The sequence below is a fragment of the Enterococcus sp. AMC1251 genome, from assembly GCF_058216535.1.
Genome location: NZ_CM177098.1, coordinates 25125 through 44749, shown reverse-complemented (window position 1 = coordinate 44749; position 19625 = coordinate 25125). Strand labels below are relative to the sequence as shown.

The 19625-nt window shown below is 35.4% G+C and carries 14 protein-coding genes; 3 read left to right on the top strand and 11 right to left on the bottom strand.

Annotated elements, in window-relative coordinates:
• The first annotated feature begins 212 nt into the window (after nt 1-212).
• On the top strand, nt 213-2639 hold the full coding sequence (locus AC4BBR_RS00185; protein ID WP_490460601.1) for a M60 family metallopeptidase: 2427 nt from the start codon (nt 213-215) through the stop codon (nt 2637-2639).
• A gap of 368 nt (nt 2640-3007) precedes the next feature.
• Here AC4BBR_RS00185 and AC4BBR_RS00180 read toward each other — a convergent pair whose 3' ends face one another.
• The 6 genes from AC4BBR_RS00180 to AC4BBR_RS00155 form a co-directional block, all read right to left on the bottom strand.
• Nucleotides 3008-3385: a DUF956 family protein gene (locus AC4BBR_RS00180; RefSeq protein WP_490460600.1), complete on the bottom strand. Its 378-nt coding sequence runs from the start codon at nt 3383-3385 to the stop codon at nt 3008-3010.
• 128 nt (nt 3386-3513) lie between these two features.
• A complete protein-coding gene (locus tag AC4BBR_RS00175; RefSeq protein WP_490460599.1) occupies nt 3514-4425 on the bottom strand; it encodes a PTS system mannose/fructose/sorbose family transporter subunit IID in 912 nt (303 codons plus the stop codon).
• Between the two features lie 22 nt (nt 4426-4447).
• Nucleotides 4448-5254, bottom strand: a complete 807-nt coding sequence (locus AC4BBR_RS00170) for a PTS mannose/fructose/sorbose transporter subunit IIC (RefSeq protein ID WP_490460598.1) — start codon at nt 5252-5254, stop codon at nt 4448-4450.
• 33 nt (nt 5255-5287) lie between these two features.
• Complete coding sequence (locus AC4BBR_RS00165) at nt 5288-6286, bottom strand: mannose/fructose/sorbose PTS transporter subunit IIA (RefSeq protein WP_490460597.1); 999 nt, start codon at nt 6284-6286, stop codon at nt 5288-5290.
• A 288-nt stretch (nt 6287-6574) separates the two neighbouring features.
• Entirely contained in the window at nt 6575-7069 is a 495-nt protein-coding gene (locus AC4BBR_RS00160; RefSeq protein WP_490460596.1) for a mannose/fructose/sorbose PTS transporter subunit IIB, read from the bottom strand.
• 255 nt (nt 7070-7324) lie between these two features.
• Nucleotides 7325-10222, bottom strand: coding sequence for a sigma-54-dependent transcriptional regulator (locus AC4BBR_RS00155; RefSeq protein WP_490460595.1), 2898 nt, complete (start codon nt 10220-10222; stop codon nt 7325-7327).
• 264 nt (nt 10223-10486) lie between these two features.
• Between AC4BBR_RS00155 and AC4BBR_RS00150 the strand changes: the two genes are divergently transcribed.
• Nucleotides 10487-12118 carry an ABC-F family ATP-binding cassette domain-containing protein gene (locus AC4BBR_RS00150; RefSeq protein ID WP_490460594.1) on the top strand — a complete coding sequence of 544 codons (1632 nt, stop codon included), beginning with the start codon at nt 10487-10489 and terminating at the stop codon, nt 12116-12118.
• Between the two features lie 242 nt (nt 12119-12360).
• On the opposite strand, the gene AC4BBR_RS00145 is transcribed toward AC4BBR_RS00150, so the two are convergent.
• A complete protein-coding gene (locus AC4BBR_RS00145) occupies nt 12361-13224 on the bottom strand; it encodes a DegV family protein (protein ID WP_490462144.1) in 864 nt (287 codons plus the stop codon).
• A gap of 129 nt (nt 13225-13353) precedes the next feature.
• Nucleotides 13354-14646, bottom strand: a complete 1293-nt coding sequence (locus AC4BBR_RS00140) for an adenylosuccinate synthase (RefSeq protein WP_490460593.1) — start codon at nt 14644-14646, stop codon at nt 13354-13356.
• A 247-nt stretch (nt 14647-14893) separates the two neighbouring features.
• On the opposite strand from AC4BBR_RS00140, the gene AC4BBR_RS00135 reads away from it, so the two are divergent.
• A complete protein-coding gene (locus AC4BBR_RS00135; protein WP_490460592.1) occupies nt 14894-15442 on the top strand; it encodes a GNAT family N-acetyltransferase in 549 nt (182 codons plus the stop codon).
• A gap of 55 nt (nt 15443-15497) precedes the next feature.
• Here the strand turns inward: AC4BBR_RS00135 and dnaB are convergent, their stop codons facing one another.
• From dnaB to AC4BBR_RS00120, 3 genes are all read right to left on the bottom strand, one after another.
• Entirely contained in the window at nt 15498-16868 is a 1371-nt protein-coding gene (gene dnaB, locus AC4BBR_RS00130; RefSeq protein ID WP_490460591.1) for a replicative DNA helicase, read from the bottom strand.
• A gap of 141 nt (nt 16869-17009) precedes the next feature.
• On the bottom strand, nt 17010-17462 hold the full coding sequence (rplI, locus tag AC4BBR_RS00125; RefSeq protein ID WP_490460590.1) for a 50S ribosomal protein L9: 453 nt from the start codon (nt 17460-17462) through the stop codon (nt 17010-17012).
• Between the two features lie 73 nt (nt 17463-17535).
• The gene (locus AC4BBR_RS00120) at nt 17536-19518 is read right to left on the bottom strand and encodes a DHH family phosphoesterase (protein ID WP_490460589.1); all 1983 of its coding nucleotides are present in this window, start codon (nt 19516-19518) and stop codon (nt 17536-17538) included.
• Between the last annotated feature and the right edge of the window lie 107 nt (nt 19519-19625).

The following is a 19625-nucleotide window of genomic DNA, read 5'->3' as shown; positions in this document are numbered from 1 at the left end:
ATATTTTCTTTATTTACAGTTTTTGACTGTTTTTCTCAAAAAGAGAGTATAGTAAAGAAAAAAACATGCGTATCCGCTTCTCCAAAAATAAAATAACGGAAAAATCGACTTTTAAATATAAAATAATTTTTATTTTTTTTTGCGAAAATCATTTTAAATTGTTTTTTTTTGTTATATAATTTAATTTATAAAATGAAAAGTGAGGTTCTAATATGAAAACATGGTTACCAGCATGTATATTGTTATTCTGTGGTTTATCAGGAAATACAGAAGTTTATGGAGAACAACAAAAACCATTGAAAGAAAATGTTTCATCTATGGAAGAAACACAGCAACAAAATCAAAAACAGATTACAAAAGAATTTGTAGGGCGAGGCAATGCAGTACAAGAAAAAAATCGCCAACGAAGATCACTAAGTTATTCAAGTTTAGAACCCAGTGGATTATATGCAGAAGAAGGAAATACTTTAATTATTGAAGTCAAGGGACAAGATCTATTAGAATTAGTCATTGGAACACCCGAACGTGATACACAAAAAAAATATTCTTTAAATCAAGGAACAAACATAATAAAAATGGAGAACAAAGGAGCCATTTATATTACAAATCCTAATGACAATGGAAGTGCGTTGGTAACAATTTCAGGGGCAACTGGCTCTATGCCTTATTTTGATTTAAATACAACGAGTGTCGAGGATTTTCAAAAACAAATGTCTACGGAAACAAGTGCAGCAGATGTTCAATTGGTAAGCAACAAAGCTATTATTACCGTGAGTTACGAGCAAGCCAAAAAAAACATCGAAAATCCTAAAGAATTAATGGAATACTTCGATACATTTTTATTAGCTCAAGATCGAGTATCAGGAATTAATAATCAAGGAAAACCAGAAAATTTTGTAGATCGTCATTTCCAACATTTTATAGAAGTATCAAGAATGTATATGTTTGCTACAAACGAATATATGGGATTTAACGGCGATAGTGCATTATCTAAATTATTAAAAACAGATAATGGATGGGGAAGTTGGCATGAAAGTGGACATCAAAGACAACAGTCTCCATGGAAATGGGGATCAGTAACAGAATCTACAGTAAATATTTATTCCATGGCTGCTCAAAAAGAGATAACTGGATCCATAACTGCGCTTGATGAGCATTATCCTCAAATGCATACCTTTTTAAAATCAAAAGATAAAGATTTTGAAAAACAAAATAATAATTTGAAAATGGTGCTCTTTGGTCAGCTAGCGAACACTTTTGGAGAAGACTTTTATCCGACTTTACACCAGTATTATCGAGAAAATGAACTATCTTATAGTACAGATAATGACCGTATTCAAACTTTCGTTTTAAGTGTTTCCAATATAACTGGTTATAATATGGTCCCTTATTTTGAACAGTGGGGATTCTCAATTGAAGAAGCTACAAGAAATCAAACTCTTCACTTACTTGATTTACCTGAACCAATCTGGCTAAATGATAATCAAGAAACCAAAAAATTACCAATAAGACTAATTGACACAGTCTCTCTTTCTGAAACAGGTGTAAATATTAATTTAACTGCTTTCGAAAATGATATTTATCAAGGACAAAAGTTAGTGTTAACCAAAAATGGTCAGTATGTTTCAGAATTGACAAACAAAAAAGCGTATTATAGTAATTTGAATGGAAACGTTTGGCAAACCAAAACTGAGATCACCCCAACGGATAACATTCGGATAGAAGTTAGTAATTCTGATGGTAATTTTCAGATCTATAATGGCTCTATTATAGCGAATCAATTAAAGAATACTATTTTAGAATATTTAAACTCAGAAGAAAGTCTTAGTGATATTCTTACCCAATCCATGTTAGATGACATGAGAAATGAAATAGCTAAAATAACTGATGAAGGTGACAAACAAACCCTTTCAGACTTACTAGAGACATTAGAAACAAGGTATTTAGAATCTTTAGTGAAAGATATCTCACTTGATACAGATGGTAAACTATTTGTAGAGTTTACCAACGATAAATTTAAAGAATATAATAAAATTGTTATCTTGGGAACTGATAATTATCTTGCTGAATTGGTAAATGGTCATCCTTATTATGGTAATTTATCTGGTAATATTTTGATGATTTCTCATCAAGAAAATCAAGAAAATTTTTCTGTGCAATTTAGATTACCTCATAAAACGTATACCACTAGTAAAATTAATAAAAAGGAACTTACATTAAAAAAAGATATTGAGGATCTATTTATAGGAGATAATCAACTAAAAGGGGATGTAACTCAGGAAACACTAGATGATTTACGTACTAGAAATGCCCTTTTATCGGGTAATATAGAAAAACAGTTAACTGCAAGAATTAATTATGCACAACAATTATTTTTTGACTCAATGGTCTCTGAATTAGCTTTCAATAAAAATAAATTAGCTATTACTTTTTCAAATGAGCTATATAAAAATTATAAAATCGTTGTCTTAGAAGATAAAAAATATATGGCTGAAGTAAATAATGGAAAAGCTTATTATGGACAGCTAAGTGGATCAATATTTAATCCTACCAAACAAGCTAATCCAGGTAGTTTATACGAAGTAGAAGTACGACATTCTAGTGGTAATTATATAGTTAAAGAAAAGACTTTTGATTAGAGCAACACTAAAAACTAGTCCCAATCAAGTAGCTACAAATCTAATTTGTTAGATGTTGACTGATCCCTAATTGGTGCTTTTCAAATTTTTGTGACTCAATAGGTAATGTGCAACATCCACTCATTCCATTCACTGTATTTTAACAACAATTTCAGCTTATTTTCGAAGCCATCAAAGTGGAGATCTTTAACTCTAGAGGTTTCATACGTAATGATTTAGTATTTCTTATCATTGTACTATTTCGAAAGCTATTAATTAAAAGGGGCTAAGAAAAAGCTCTTTGTCTACTACTCTGTCGAAGCAAATCAAAAAGTTATCTTGAATACAAAACAGGTCTGGCACATAATGAGCTCAGACCTGTTTTGTATTTATCCTTTTTTCTTACCAATCGATTGAAATGCCCGCTTAATCACATCAAAAAATCCCAAAGACTGCACCATGTGATTAGGTGCTACATATTCCTGCATTTCCCGAAGTACTTTTTTCGGTTGCTTAGAAGAGAAAGTAAATGTTCCGTTTTTTTTCGTTTGAATCGCATAACGTGGAATCCATTTCCCCTTAAACATCACCGAAGCGATCACATAATCGACTTCTTCCCATGGAATCTGAACAAATTTACGGCTATCACGAGAATTGTAAAATTCAAAACCTTTGTCACCGATCATAATTTTTCCATAATCCGTAAGACCTGTAAAAGCAGTAGCATCGGTTATGAAATCTACTTTTGTATTTAGTGATTGAACCATCTTATTTGCCTCATTTCTTCAGTGATTTATCCTATTCATCATAGGTTTTTTCAAACAATTAAGCTATGTAAAAGAACTTAGGGCAAAACTGGGGAATTTTTTGCCCTAAGTTTAAAATTCAGATTAAATTACAGTAATCCGACTACATGGCCAAGTACACCAACTACGAACAAACCAAGAATGATAACAATCGGTGAAACTTTTTTCTTTAATAACCACATACAGAAGAATGTTAATAGTAATGCAGCTAAACCAGGAATCAATTGATCCAAGTTATCTTGTAAAGTCGTCACTTTCATTGCTGAGAGTGCTTTACCTGAGCCAACTTCTTCAAACGCTTTTTGTAGTCCGTTTCCACCACTCGGAAGTTTATCCCACTCTATATAAGCACCTTTATCCAATTTAACGGTAGAAACAATCGGAAGAAACTTGATGGATACCCAGCGCTGTACTAAAGCCGCTAGTACAAACATTCCAAGAATCGAAGCACCTTTCGTTACATCTTGCAATAATCCGCCTGAAAGGTCTTCCGTAATTTTAGAACCCGCTTTATAACCAAATTCTTGTGTGTACCACATAAATGACCAACGAATAATATTCCAAGCTAAGAAGAAAATGATTGGGCCAAGAATATTTCCACCAATTGCAAGTGAAGCACCTAAGGCACCTAACATTGGACGGATCGTAAACCAGAATACTGGATCACCAACACCCGCTAAAGGGCCCATCATTCCAACTTTTACCCCTTGAATTGCTACATCATCAACAGGAGCTCCATTGGCACGTTCCTCTTCCAATGCTAAGGTTACACCCAGAATCGGTGAAGCAATGTATGGGTGAGTGTTAAAGAACTCTAAATGACGTTTTAATGCTGCTGATTGATCTTCTTTTGTTTTATATAATTTACGGATCGCTGGAATCATTGAGAATGCCCAACCACCATTTTGCATACGTTCATAGTTCCAAGAGCCCTGAATGAATGTCGAGCGCCATGCAACGGCTAAACGATCTTTTTTTGATAATTCAATTTTTTCTGCCATGTCTCTCTCTCCTCCTCTTGCTTTAATAGTCGTTTAAGATGTCGCCAAGTGGATCACCAGTATTGCTTCCACCACCGCTGCCATTTGAAGAACCGCCCATTTTAGAAAGGTTCAAGTAGATCAACGCTAAGGCTACACCTAAAGCACCAAGAGCAATCAATGTTAATTGAGAAATTGCTGCTACGACAAAACCAATAATAAAGAATGGCCATACTTCTTTGGTTGCCATCATGTTGATTACTAATGCATAACCTACAGCTACAACCATACCACCACCGATAGCCATACCTTCAGTTAACCATGATGGCATTGATTCTAATGCTGATTGAACCGTTTCCGCAGGAATGAATAATAGTGCTGCTGCTGGAATTGCAATACGGATTCCTTGCATACATACAGCTAAAATATGAAGCATTTCAATTTTTCTAATGTCCCCTTTTTCAGCTGCCGCATCCATCATATGCACAATCGGTACAGCAAGCGTACGAACGATCATTGTTAAGAAAAGACCCGCTACTGCAAGTGGTACAGCAATCGCGATTGCTGAAGGAACACCTTTAACCCCTTGTCCGCCTAATACTAAAATAATTGCTGATGCAACAGATGCCAATGCCGCATCCGGTGCTACTGCGGCTCCAATGTTCGCCCAACCAAGAGCGATCATTTGTAATGTTCCGCCAAGAACGATCCCAGCTTCCAAATTACCTGTTACTAAACCGATCAAGGTACATGCCACTAACGGTTGATGAAATTGAAATTCGTCTAGAATTCCTTCCATACCAGCTAGAAAGGCAACGAAAATTACTAAAATAATTGATATAATAGACATGATAAGCCTCCTATTTTCATTTGATTTTTTGTGTTATTTTGAGTGTGCTTGTGCTAACTCATGTTTTGCTTTTTTAAGGATTTCATCCATGTGAGCACTAGAGTCATTCGGTACTTTACGGACATCAAATTTAACACCCAAATTTGCTAATTTTTCAAAAGCGTCAACATCTTCTTGTCCCATTGATAATACTTTACTTACCACTACTTTTCCGACTGAATGAGCCATCGAACCAACATTTACTTCTTTGATATCCACACCTGCTTCAACCACTTTAACCACATCTTCTGGATTTTCAAACAGCAATAATGCTTTAGTGTTTCCAAAACGTGGATCTTTTGAAATTTCAATTAGCTTACTAAGTGGGATTACATTAGCCTTAACCCCTGGCGGCGCTGCTTGTTCGATCAGTTTTTTACGAAGATCATCTTTTGACACTGCATCAGAAACAACAATGATCCGATTTGGTAAAACTGATTTTGTCCATGCAGTCGCGACTTGTCCATGTAATAAACGAGAGTCAACACGTGTCAAAGCAAACTTAATTTTGCCATCTCCAACAACTGTTCCTTCCGGTAGTGCTCCTTTTGGCTGTGCGTCTTCTGAAACAGCTTTAGGCGTTTCAGCAGGTTCTAATTCTTCCGGCTTGATTCGCACACCTTCTTTAGCTGTTTCAAGGATGTGAGTAGCGATTTCTTGCGCTGAGTTCATTGAGAAACGTGAAGCATATGCTTCGATTAACATTGGTAAGTTCAATCCGCTAACGATCGCCCATTTGTCTTTATGTTCTTCAAAAAGACTATTTGCTTGGTTAAACGGTGTTCCTCCCCATAGATCGACCAAAAATAATACTTCGTCTTCTTCATCAAACGTTGCGATTGCTTCTTTCAATTTTGCTTTTAAATCGTCTGGGCCTTCGCTAGGCATCAATACAACTGCTTGTACTTTTTCCTGTTCACCAAAAATCATGGAACCGGATTGTAAAATGCCTTGAGCAAATTCCCCATGGCTAGCAATAATAATTCCTACCATAATTTGATACCTCCTATATTTTTTTCAATTACTTCGTCATTACCACTATCAACAGATGAAAACACTTACTAGAAAAATAGAAAAAGAAAAAATGCATTACTCAGTATACGTTCTCAGTTATTCTTTACGATCTGTTAGATAATTTTTAATGACCATCTATCACTTAGCAATTACTTTATTCGTCGACTTTAATCGATTGGATCACTCCTTTCAATTTTTAAGCATAAGATACGGCAATTAACGTCAAGTCTATCTGTCATGACATTTATATAGACTCTGAAAAAAGAATCACACTAACTGTTCTTTTTTCAGCAGTTCCATCAAATTTACTTGGTTATCTGCAACCACTTTCCGGATTTCTAATGTAATACCTCGGTCATGTAGGTACTTAAATGCTGCAATATCCTCTTCGTTAACAGCAACAGCATTTGTGATCATGCGCTTCCCACTAGTAAAACTCATCCCGCCAATATTGACTGAGTTGAATACTACATTTCCTTCTACCACACGTTTTACATCTTCTGGATTCGTAAACAACAACATTACTTTTAATCGATCGAAACGTTCATCAGCAAAAATATCGATCATTTTTTCAACGGTAATGACATTTACTTTTACACCCGGCGGCGCTGCTTGTACAAGTAATGCTTTTCTTAGTGTATCGTGCGCAACAGCATCGCTAATAACTAATATCCGGTTTACATTAGTACTTTTAGTCCAGACAGTCGCAACTTGTCCATGAATCAAACGATCATCGATTCGTACTAAACGAATATCCATCATACATTGTTCCCCTTTTCTTGGTTGGTCTAGTCTGCAAATTCTTGATTCTTTATTACTAAAATACTATGTCCCATTAATTATTGCCAAAATAAAGACTAGCAAGAACAACCAAATCATTACAAATGGATTAATTGAACAATCGATAGATTTTGTCCACTGACTTTATTTAAAGCAAGTTTCGTGCCAAAATTAGTGTATTGCTAAAATAAAGCAAAAAATAAGGCTTTTTTTAAGAAAATACACAAAGAAGATACACTAAAACAGTGTATCTTCTTTGTGTATTTTCTCTAGTGTATCTTCTGTATTTTGTGCTTGATTCAACTGTGTATTTTTAATCAGCTGAATAATATAATAGACCTCTTCCAATGGCAACGTTAAGTTGAAAAGCTTTTTTAGATAGCGTGTTGCTTCCATTACGATCTCATAACTAGGCTCAGTTGTGATCTGTCTAAGTTCTTCTTCAGTCAATGTCAATGTATCGTGCTGTAACACTCTTTCCATCATCCCTGCAAGATGCATGACTAAATTAACATAAAAAGAATAATCAAGTTGTAAATCAAGCTTCGTTCTGATAATATCTACAAATTCCCATAGAGGATCGATTACTTTTTTAGGATTGATAAATGTAAAACTTTCCTCCATATAATCAATACAGATTTTTTTAGCTACTGGTTCATCCATTTCTTGTGTTTCTACATAAATGTCACTGTCTATCAACAGCTGATTGATTACAGACTCGGCTTCACCTGAGAAAAAGGTCTCCATTGGAATAAATGGTGCTGCAATTTTAGGATCAGTGATACCTGTTGTAGCGATTACACGATATTCTTCTTGGATTGTGACAAGTTGTTCTTTCATATCAATAATAGATAATGGTAATACTTCCAATTCTAAACCTAATTGTGGCGAAACAGCCGCTTCAATCATTTCCTTCATCCGTTTGGCTGTCCCTTCGCCAGAAGCACAGATTGCGATGATTACCCGTTTTTTCCAAGAGCCTAAAGGATCGATTTCTCTTGTTTGACGGATATCTGCATATCCTTGGAAGTTTTTTAGTGAATCATATAACGTATCCAGCTGAGTATCAATCAATGCTGTTTTTCTAGCTGTTTCTAAAACAATAGGCGTTGTGACCATATCGACCGTTCGAACATCGATTCCTGTCTGCCGAGTGATTTCATCTGAAAAAGTAGCTAAAGAACCCATATCTACTAAAAGAATCACACCGCTATCTTCATTGACTTCCTTCGCCGCATTGACGATTTGACGCAGCGCTTCTTTGGGTTGCATCTCTAGCGGCATATCAACCGCTCTTAGATTATCAACATTCAACAGCTGAGAGACAACTTGCACCATACTCGTAGCCGTGCTTTTCCCATGTGCTGCAACAACAATCCCAATTCGTCCTGCATCTTTATTTTCTCTTAGTGAAATCAGTAACACAGCTAAATAATACGTTTCAAATTCAGGAATCTTCATTTGGTAATTGATTTCGATAATGCGTTTGATTTCTTGTGCTGTCTCAAATTCTACTGGGTAATCCAACACCATATTTCTAATATTTTCATTTAATTGATGCTGATGTTCTTCGCCGTTTTGGATTCGTTTTAAAAATGAGCTGATATGCAAACTCATAGCGTAAATAAAGTTGGATTGAAAATTATAATTAAGTTTTTGTTTGGCAAAATTATAAATTTCTTTGGTGACATCGATAATACGCTGATCTACGATTTCTGCGAGTTTGTTTTCAGTGTCAAAAGTAAACCCATGATCTTTGTAGAAGGATTTTAGATGAACATTGATATCTGTTGTTATAAAGTTATTGATTACTTCTTGTTCTAGCCCATCGGCTTTTAATAAGGCTGCTTTATCCCCAATGATTTCATATAAATTATAAGGCAGTTCATACGAATCTGACTGTATTGTTACTAAGGGTTCATTTGGCGCCACAATCATTTGCGGTTCTAAGTATTTAGATAGTTCAGCTAATGCGTCACGATTGCTTGCCAACTGCATCATGCCTTCTTTAATACTATCAGTCAATTCGTCGATCGTAATTGTCAATTCCTCTCGGTCAATATGATTTAGAAAACCTCTGGCAGTCACTAACTGAACATTTGATTTCAACTGACCGACATTTCCATATGAAACACTTCCAATCAAGGCTTTCACTACATCTTCTGACAAAGAAATTTTTCTCTGAATACGAGAAGCTTCCATTGAAATCATTACTCTAAGCAGATCAATTTTCTCTTTTGCTGGTCGATCAATAAAATTAGGCAACTGAATAATGATAGGGATTCTTCTAACAAATGTATTTAATAAAGAGGAAGTGGGATTTTCTGTCGTGGCACAGATGATTCGCACGTCTGCACGACGTTTTTTCATACTTTCACCTAACCTTGAATAAGTGCCATGATCCATAAAATAAAAAACCATCTCCTGACCTTCTGGTGGTAAACGATGAACCTCATCTAAAAATAAAATGCTCCCATCTGCTTCGTGGATGATTCCTTCTTTTGCTTTTGTTGCACCAGTAAACGCTCCTTCAGCATAACCGAAGAGATGAGACATCAATAGTTCAGGATTATGAGCATAATCAGCACAATTAAAGACAACGAGTTTTTTATCTGGATCAATTACATGGTTTAGCAACGCAAATTGGAACATCGCATGAGCAAAATAGGTTTTTCCAGATCCTGTTGGTCCGGTAATCAAACAATTCAAGCCTTTTGGTGGATACAATATCGCCGCTTTTGCTTGTTCAACAGGTGTTCTCATGCTACCAGTCGAACCGATCATTCCTTTAAAAATATCTTCTCCAGCAAATTTTTTAGCAGGTTTACGTAAATGAGTACTCGATGATTTACGGTCTTCACGGAGGTTATGTTCGCGATAACTTTTTACGGGTTTCGTCAACGGCTGGTATTTAAAAATGACTTTGTCTACATATTTTACTGGACGCCCATCCGTTTTTTCCAATAATCCTTCTCTAACAAGTTGATTCAAATCTTTGCTAGCATTTGACCTTTGAATATTCAAGACTTCTGAAACATCAACCGTCGTCACACCACCGCCCAATGAAACGTCGCTTGGTGTCAGATTTCCAGTTTGTTCTTTTACATAAAGATAGATTCGTTCGATACGCTTCATCTTTGTTCCTCCTTTCAATTAAAAGCTGAACTAATAAAAGATACACTAATTTTATGTGTATCATACAGTGTATCTTTTTAAAAGTACACTAATAACCTTTTTATTAAAATGTTTCACATGAAACACTGTTTCTATAAAAAGTGAGCTTATTTTAGTAAAATCCATAAGGTATTTCTGAAAAAGTCTGAAATTCCTTGAAAAATGTGGTTTTCCTCGCTATAATGCAGAGAGGTTTAACTATTCTATATGAAGTGAGGAAAACAATTGATTACTGTAAATGATGTAAGTTTGCTATTTTCAGACCGCAAACTTTTTGATGATGTAAATATTAAATTCACACCTGGCAACTGTTATGGCTTGATTGGCGCGAATGGCGCTGGTAAATCAACATTCTTAAAGATTTTATCTGGTGATATCCAACCAACGACTGGGAATATTGCTTTAGGGCCTGACGAACGTTTGGCTATCTTGAAACAAAATCATTTTGACTTTGAAGATAATACTGTTTTAGAAACGGTTATCATGGGTCACAAACGGTTATATGAAGTAATGAAAGAAAAAGATGCGGTTTACATGAAGGAAGATTTCACGGATGAAGATGGGATTAAAGCTGCTGAACTTGAAGGTGAATTCGCTGAGCTTAACGGTTGGGAAGCGGAGCCAGAAGCTGCGGTTTTATTACAAGGGTTGAATATTCCTGAAAGTCTACATGACCAAAAAATGAGTGAACTCACTGCTGGTCAAAAAGTAAAAGTGTTGCTTGCTCAATCTCTATTCGGTAAACCTGATGTTTTACTTCTAGATGAGCCTACCAACGGTTTGGACACTCGTTCAATCAACTGGTTGGAAGAGTTCTTAATCAACTTTGAAAATACTGTTATCGTCGTTTCCCATGACCGTCACTTCTTAAACAAAGTATGTACGCACATGGCCGATCTTGATTTTGGTAAGATCAAATTATATGTTGGTAACTATGATTTCTGGTTAGAATCAAGCCAATTAGCTGCTAAATTACAATCCAATGCTAATGCTAAAAAAGAAGAACAAATCAAAGAGTTGCAAGACTTCATTGCTCGTTTTAGTGCGAATGCATCGAAATCAAAACAAGCAACTTCTCGTAAAAAAATGTTGGATAAAATTACATTAGATGATATTCAACCTTCTTCACGTCGCTATCCATTCGTAGGATTTACGCCAGATAGAGAAATCGGAAATGATTTACTACATGTGGAAAATGTCTCTGTAACGATCGATGGCAAGAAAATTTTGGACAATATCTCCTTCTCTTTAAATAACGTTGATAAAGTAGCATTCATTGCAGATAATGATATCGTTACAACCACTTTATTCAAAGTGATCATGGGTGAAATTACTCCTGATACAGGTAGCGTACGTTGGGGTGTTACAACGACTCAAGCTTACTTACCGAAAGATAATAGCAAAGATTTCGACACTGATTTGACCATTTTAGATTGGTTACGTCAATTTGCAAGTAAAGAAGAAGATGACAATACATTTTTACGTGGTTTCTTAGGAAGAATGTTATTCTCTGGTGAAGACGTACTGAAATCAGTTAACGTGCTTTCAGGGGGCGAAAAAGTTCGTGTGATGTTATCTAAATTAATGTTATCTAAATCAAATGTGCTTGTTTTAGATGATCCAACGAATCACTTGGATTTAGAATCAATTACCGCTTTGAATGATGGACTAATGGCATTTACTGGCGCAATTTTATTTGCCTCACATGACCATCAATTTATTCAAACATTAGCAAATCGCATTATTGCTGTTTCTGACAAAGGTGTGGTTGATCGTGCGGATACAACGTATGATGAATTCTTGGAAAATAAAGATGTTCAAAAACAATTGGATGAATTGTTTTCTGGTGAGTATTAAAAAAGAGTTTATTTACAATTTAATAAGGTGAGACAAAAGAAGTTTACTTTTTTCCAAAATATAGCAGATTAACTACTTTTTCTCTCTGTTTATTCATATTTAGAGAGCGAAACAAAACTGATATTTAGTTTTGCACGCTCTCTATTTTCATGTGTTTTTTTCATACCAATGAAACTCACTTGAGTAAACTTAATTAAAATATACAAGATTTTTTTTATTTAATTATAGATACAATGATCTATTTATCTCTTTTTCCCTCTAGAAAATACTGCAATACAGCCATCTCCGGTATGACTAGTAATCGTTGGCCCTAGTGGATGTAAACGAATCTCTTTGACTTGTATTTTTTCTTCAATCAATGCTTTGACTTTCTCAGCACTCTCTAAATCACCAGCATATGCGATGAATATTGTTTGTTTTAGTGGTTCAACTATTCCTTTGACCGTTTCATCAGCTAATTTTTTTAAGGCTTTGTTACGACCACGAACTTTACCAATATTTTGTAGTTTTCCTTGTTGGTCTACTATAATAATTGGTTTAACGTTCATCAATCCACCGATTGCAGCGGCAGCTTTAGAAATTCTGCCACCACGTTCTAAATGTTTTAAATCGTCTACAGTGACCCAAGAATGGACCTTCATTTTATTTTCTGATAACCATAACAGAATATCTTCTAACGAATGTCCCTCTTCTTTTAATTGAATAACTTCACTGACTAGCAGGCCTTCACCTAAACTAGCCGCTTTTGTATCAAGAACATAAATTTCAGCATCTCTATATTCTTCTTTAAGGATGTCAACAGCCTGCATAGCACTTTGATATGAGCCGCTTAATCCTGAAGAAAACGCCAAATATAGTATTGGGATCTTTTTTTCCACATAGGATCTGAAAAATTCAATATATCTCCCAACATTTACTTGGGATGTTGTTGGCATGCCCCCTATTTTTATTTCTTCTAAAAACCAGTCATAGTCAAACGTTTCACCCAAATCGTCAATCAATTCTTTTCCATTCAGTTGAATCGTCATACTGATAAAATCGACATCGTTCGCTTTTAAATATGTATATGGTAAATCACAACATGAATCTGTCATTATTTTAAAAATCATTATAAATCCTCCCTAACTATTTTTCTATTTTAACACATAATCGCTTGATACTCATGCATTATTAAATAAGTAGACAATCAAAAAGCGAGAGACAATTTTTACTTTGCCCCTCGCTTATCTTATCGTTTAAATTTGTGCCCAAACACTTTCTAATACATTTGTTTGATTACGGTCTGGACCTACTGAGAATGTTGAAATGCGTACACCAACTAATTCAGAAATACGGTGGACATAGTTTCTTGCATTCGCTGGAAGATCAGCTAATGTTTTACATTCAGTAATATCTTCTGACCAACCTGGTAATTCTTCATAGACAGGTTCACAGCGACTCAACTCTTTCAAGCTAGCTGGATAATGATAGATCAATTCACCATCTAATTCATAAGCTGTACAGATTTTGACCGTGTCTAAACCACTTAAAACATCAATCGAATTCAATGACAGATTTGTGATTCCTGATACACGTTTAGAATGACGCATTACAACTGTATCAAACCACCCCACACGACGTGGACGACCTGTTGTTGTACCGTATTCTTTCCCAACTCTGCGGATTGTTTCTCCTGTTTCGTCAAACAATTCTGTAGGGAATGGGCCATCACCAACACGTGATGTGTAGGCTTTACAAACGCCTACGACTTTATTGATCTTAGAAGGACCAACACCACTTCCAATCGTCACGCCTCCAGCAACTGGATTTGACGATGTAACAAATGGATAAGTTCCTTGATCGATATCTAGCATAACGCCTTGTGCACCTTCAAATAGAACTCGTTTGCCAGCATCTAATGCGTCATTCAAAATAACCGAAGTGTCTGTTACGTATTGTTTGATTTGTTGTCCGTACTCATAATATTCTTCAAAAATCTCTTCAAAAGCAATTGGTTCGCTATCGAACATTTTGACAAATTGACGATTTTTTTCTTCTAGATTTATTTTCAAGCGTTCTTCAAAAATCTCTTTATCTAGTAAATCTGCTACACGAATCCCTACACGAGCTGCTTTATCCATGTATGCAGGACCAATCCCTTTAATTGTTGTACCAATTTTGTTTTCACCTTTAGCATCTTCTTGCAATTGATCCAATTGGATATGGTACGGTAAAATCACATGGGCACGATCTGAAATGCGCAAATTATCTGTTGTGACATTATTCTCTTTTAAATAAGCCAGTTCTTTTACTAATGATTTCGGATTGACTACAACACCATTTCCGATCACACTGATCTTGTCTTTGTAAAAGATACCTGAAGGAATCAAGTGTAGTTTATAAGTAACACCATCAAATTTAATGGTATGACCTGCATTATCTCCGCCTTGATAACGTGCGATGACCTCAGCATTCTCACTTAAAAAATCTGTGATCTTTCCTTTTCCTTCATCGCCCCACTGCGTTCCGACTACTACAACTGATGACATTCGAACACCTCGTTCTAAATTATTTTGTCCTGATTCATTGTACCAAGAAAGCAGAACGTGTTCAAGAAAAAATCGAATATTTTTTTTTTTGAAAATAAAAAAAAGGGCAAAACACGAACGTTATTTTGGAAATCATTTTACATCAGATAAAAAAACGAAAATTTATTTATTCTTTTGCAAAAGAATTTCATTTTGTTATAATTTTAACCAATACATTATGAACCTTAATAGGAGGTATATTCGGGATATGAGACATTCTTTTTGTTTAGAGATTGACGAATCTTTATCTTTAGTTCAGCCAACACTTGAGATGGCACACGACCTTTTTGAAGTTGTTGATTCAGATCGGAATCATTTGAGGAGGTTCCTTGATTTTGTGGATTCTTCAACATCTTTTGAATCGCAAGAGCAATATATCAAGATGAAATTAGAAGGCTATATCAATAGAACTGATCGGTTATTTTTAATTGCTTTTGATCAGAAAATAATCGGCTGTATTGATTTACATTTTATTGATAGTAATAATAAAAAAGCTGAACTTGGTTACTGGCTTCATTCGTCCCAAACCAATAAAGGCATTATGACAAAAGTAGTTAAAAACGTCTGTACAATTGCGTTTGAAAACATGAACCTAAATAAATTAAGTATTAAAGCTGACACTGAAAATATAGCTAGTAATGCGGTTGCAGTTAAAAGTGGCTTCTCCTTTGTTGGGACGGACAAATCCGAGCTTTTTATGTATGGCGAATTTAGAGACCTAAATAAGTATTCTCTGCTAAAAGCGGATTTTAACTAAAAAAATAGCCCAGGTAAGTTCTTATCTGACACTTACTTGGGCTATTTTTTCACAATTAAAACTCTTCTCTTGTTGATAGCGAAGCGAATTTATTAAACTCTTTGATAAACAACAGTTCCACAGTTCCACGAGCACCACTACGGTTTTTCTCAATGATAACTTCAATCACGTTGTCGATTTCCGGCTCCTCACGAGCACCATCTTCGCCTTCTTCACCACGATCATAATAATCATCACGATAAAGAAACGCAACGATATCCGCATCTTGCTCAATAGATCCAGACTCACGGATATCACTTAGTACAGGACGTTTATCCTGACGCTGTTCTACACCACGGGATAACTGGGATAGTGCAATAACCGGAACTTTTAATTCTTTCGCCAACTTTTTCAATTGACGAGAAATTTCAGAGACTTCTTGTTGACGACTCTCACGACCAGTTCCTTCGATCAATTGCAAGTAATCGATCAATATCAACCCAAGATTGCCGCGTTCTTGTGCTAATTTTCGGCATTTTGCGCGAATTTCTGTAATTTTAATACCAGGTGTATCATCGATATAGATTTGAGCTCTGGACAAACTTCCCATCGCAATAATCAGATTTTGCCACTCTTCTTCTGACAACTGTCCTGTCCTTAGATGTCCTGCTTCAATCGAACCTTCCGCACAAAGCATCCGATTAACTAATGATTCTGCACCCATTTCCAAACTGAATATAGCAACAGAGCGATCTGTTTTCGTCCCAATATTTTGGGCTATATTTAAAGCAAAAGCTGTTTTTCCTACGGCTGGACGAGCCGCCAAAATAATCAGTTCTTCTGCTTGTAGTCCAGCTGTCATTTTATCTAAAGCAGGATAACCAGTAGGTAAGCCAGTGATTTCTTCATCATTTTGGTAAAGTTGGTCTATATTTGCGATCGAGGTATTCAATACATCTGCAATCGATAAGAAGCCACTTCGGTTTCTTTTTTCTGAAACTTCTAAAATACTGCGTTCTGCATCATCAAGAATAGTCTCAACATCTTCGCCTTGTTCAAATCCTTTTGTAACAATCTCTGTAGCTGTTTGAATCAAGTTGCGGAGTAATGATTTTTGCTCCACGATTTTCGCATAATAAACAATATTAGCCGCTGTCGGTACAGCTAAGGCCAAATCAGACAGATAGCTTAAACCACCAACGTCTTCTAGCAAATTCTCTTGCTCCAAACGATCTTTGATCGTAATCACATCAATCGCTTCATTTCGATCATTCAAGGTAAGCATAGTCTGGAAAATCAATTGATGATTACGGCGATAAAAATCTTTTGGCTCTATGTATTCTAAAGCATCGATAATAACCTCAGCATCTAAAAAAACCGACCCTAAAACGGCCTGCTCTGCTTCCATACTTTGGGGTGGTACTCGATCTTGCCATACTTTATTCATTTTTTTCTCTCCTATAACCATAATTACGCTTGTCATTCTTTCTATTTTAACAAGAAACAAGTGAAATGTACAATGGCAATATCTTGTTATTCCTTCTTGTGATGCGCAAAAAACAGAGGAAATCCTCTGTTTTTAGGCTACTTATTCTTCTAGAACCTGGACTTTAATCGTTGCAGTTACTTCATGATGCAATTTCGCTGGAACTTTTGTAAAACCTAATGAGCGGATCGGTTGTGATAATTCTAGCTTACGTTTGTCTAATTTGACCTTATATTGCTTGTTTAAGGCTTCTGCAATTTGTTTTGAAGGAATAGCTCCAAAAAGACGCCCATCCTCTCCAGCCTTCGCTTTAAGCTCTACAACAGTCTCTTCTTTTTCTAAGAATTCTTGCATTTTTTTCGCTTCTGCCAAAATTTCAGCTTCATGCTTATCTTGAGCTTTTTTTTGTCCAGCAAGAGCACTGATACTTCCTTTATTAGCTTCTTTGGCATATCCATTCTTGATTAGAAAGTTTTGTCCGTATCCATTTGGTACTTCCTTTATTTCCCCTTTTTTCCCTTTCCCTTTAACATCTTGTAAAAAAATAACTTTCATACGTATTATTCCTCCTTGTATACTAATCTAATAAAGAGTTCAGCCATAAATAAATTTTCTTTTTCACGAATAGCTAACCTAATGAATCTGAATCGTACATCACATCTATATTTTGATGAATCACTTTTAGCAGCTGCTCTTTTACCTCAGCGACTGTTACATCAGATAATTGTACCGCAGCATTCGTAAAATGACCACCTCCACCCAAGTTTTCCATAATGAGTTGGACGTTTATGGATCCATCACTTCGTGCGCTGATACCAATTTGCTTATCAGTCCGTTTTGTTATGACAAATGCCGCATTGATTCCAACCATTGATAATAAGGTATCTGCTGTTTTAGCCGCAGTCACACTATCATACTCCTTCTCTTCATTGCCAGTTACGATGACCGTGTCTGGTGTAACATACTCACTTTGAGCAATCAAACTGTTCATTTCTAAATAACTAGTTAAATCCGAGCTCAATAGATATTGTACTAAAGATGAAGCAGCTCCACAAGTTCTTAAATAACTAGCTACATCGAATGTACGCGCTGTAGTTCGAACACTAAAACTTTTTGTATCAACAAAAATTCCTGCAAGCAATAAGGTTGCTTCAAATTTATCCAGTTTTTTTTGAGCATTACTTTGATACTCGATCAATTCTGTTACCAACTCAGAAGCAGATGAAGCGGATGACTCAATATATGAAAGTAAAGGTTTAACTGGAAACTCATCCCCTCGACGATGATGATCAATAATTACGACTTTATCAAATTGTTCATATAATTCTTGTGAGATCGAAAGTGAAGGTTTGTGGTAATCTACCATTATCAATAAACTACTATCGGTTTTCTTTCTCATCGCTTCTTTTGGCGTAATAATTTGCTTTGCTAGTTCCGGATATTTTGCTAGTTCAGACATCACTCTTTCAACATCTGGGATACTTTCATTTTGCTCCAACACAACCCAAGCTTCTTTGTTATGAAATTTGGCTAATCTTGCCATACCAAATGCCGAACCAATCGCATCCATATCAGGAAATCGATGCCCCATGATATATACATCTGAGGACTCAGAAAAAATCCCTTGAATCGCTGTACTCATTGCTCGAGAACGAACGCGCGTTCTCTTCGCTACGGAGGCTGTTCTACCACCATAAAAAATAGGCTTAGCATTGTCTCTCGCTTCTTTTACAACGACTTGATCTCCGCCTCTAACTAATGCAGTATCTAAGTTTGTTTGTGCTATGTTACCAGTCTGACTCAACGTTTCTCCACCATAAGAAATCCCCATACTTAATGTAATCGCTATCTCTCTTGTACTAGATTCTTTTCTAATTTTATCCAAAATTTGAAATTTAGAATCCATCATTTTTTTTACATCTTCTAACTGAGCGATGAAAAAATAACGTTCTGCGTTCAATCTTTTATAAAAAACTTGATATTCAGCCATCCAATCAGAAACCATCGTGGTAATAAAACTATTTAAGTAAGATATTTCTTTTTCATCCATACTATCTGTGATATCATCATAATTGTCAACGGAAACAATCCCGATTGCTGTCTGCATCTCTACTTTTTCATGGTATAGATTACTTTCTTTTGTAATATCCTTAAAGGTAATCGTATTTTGTTTTGTATCAACATTGAAGCGATAAACATGATCACCAATTTTAAATATATCTTTACTTTTTTCAGCCAATGTAACATAAGTTTGTATTAATTCTGGATTAATAAATGTTTGACCTTCTTTATGAAAAATTTCTTCTGCGAAAGGATTTAACCACTTCGCTTCTTTTGTATCAGGATCATAATTTATAATACCAACAGATACTTCGTTAAAAGCGTAATCCAATGACTTTTCTGCAATCGTACTTGCTTCTCTAATTTTCTCTGTATTGGATATCTCAATTTTTTCAATCAGGTAAAATATCCGATTTATCAATATAAGATTGAGTATCAATAATCCAGCTATAAATATAAATTTATTAGATATGAAGAAAAATAGCATTACTTCTAATAAAAAGAGAACGAATACAGAACCTAAAATCCGTTTCATTCCATTTTTTTTCATTATAAAGACTCCTCCATTGTTCTGCAGATAAGGTTATTTTAGCATAAAAAAAGAATTTCTGCGAATCACAAAATGTTTCACGTGAAACATTCGAAGAATCTATTATA

Coding starts and splice junctions, on each gene's coding strand:
- AC4BBR_RS00185 (WP_490460601.1), top strand. CDS start 213: ATGAAAACATGGTTACCAGCATGTATATTGTTATTCTGTGGTTTATCA.
- AC4BBR_RS00180 (WP_490460600.1), bottom strand. CDS start 3,385: ATGGTTCAATCACTAAATACAAAAGTAGATTTCATAACCGATGCTACT.
- AC4BBR_RS00175 (WP_490460599.1), bottom strand. CDS start 4,425: ATGGCAGAAAAAATTGAATTATCAAAAAAAGATCGTTTAGCCGTTGCA.
- AC4BBR_RS00170 (WP_490460598.1), bottom strand. CDS start 5,254: ATGTCTATTATATCAATTATTTTAGTAATTTTCGTTGCCTTTCTAGCT.
- AC4BBR_RS00165 (WP_490460597.1), bottom strand. CDS start 6,286: ATGGTAGGAATTATTATTGCTAGCCATGGGGAATTTGCTCAAGGCATT.
- AC4BBR_RS00160 (WP_490460596.1), bottom strand. CDS start 7,069: ATGATGGATATTCGTTTAGTACGAATCGATGATCGTTTGATTCATGGA.
- AC4BBR_RS00155 (WP_490460595.1), bottom strand. CDS start 10,222: ATGAAGCGTATCGAACGAATCTATCTTTATGTAAAAGAACAAACTGGA.
- AC4BBR_RS00140 (WP_490460593.1), bottom strand. CDS start 14,646: ATGTCATCAGTTGTAGTAGTCGGAACGCAGTGGGGCGATGAAGGAAAA.
- AC4BBR_RS00135 (WP_490460592.1), top strand. CDS start 14,894: ATGAGACATTCTTTTTGTTTAGAGATTGACGAATCTTTATCTTTAGTT.
- dnaB (WP_490460591.1), bottom strand. CDS start 16,868: ATGAATAAAGTATGGCAAGATCGAGTACCACCCCAAAGTATGGAAGCA.
- rplI (WP_490460590.1), bottom strand. CDS start 17,462: ATGAAAGTTATTTTTTTACAAGATGTTAAAGGGAAAGGGAAAAAAGGG.
- AC4BBR_RS00120 (WP_490460589.1), bottom strand. CDS start 19,518: ATGAAAAAAAATGGAATGAAACGGATTTTAGGTTCTGTATTCGTTCTC.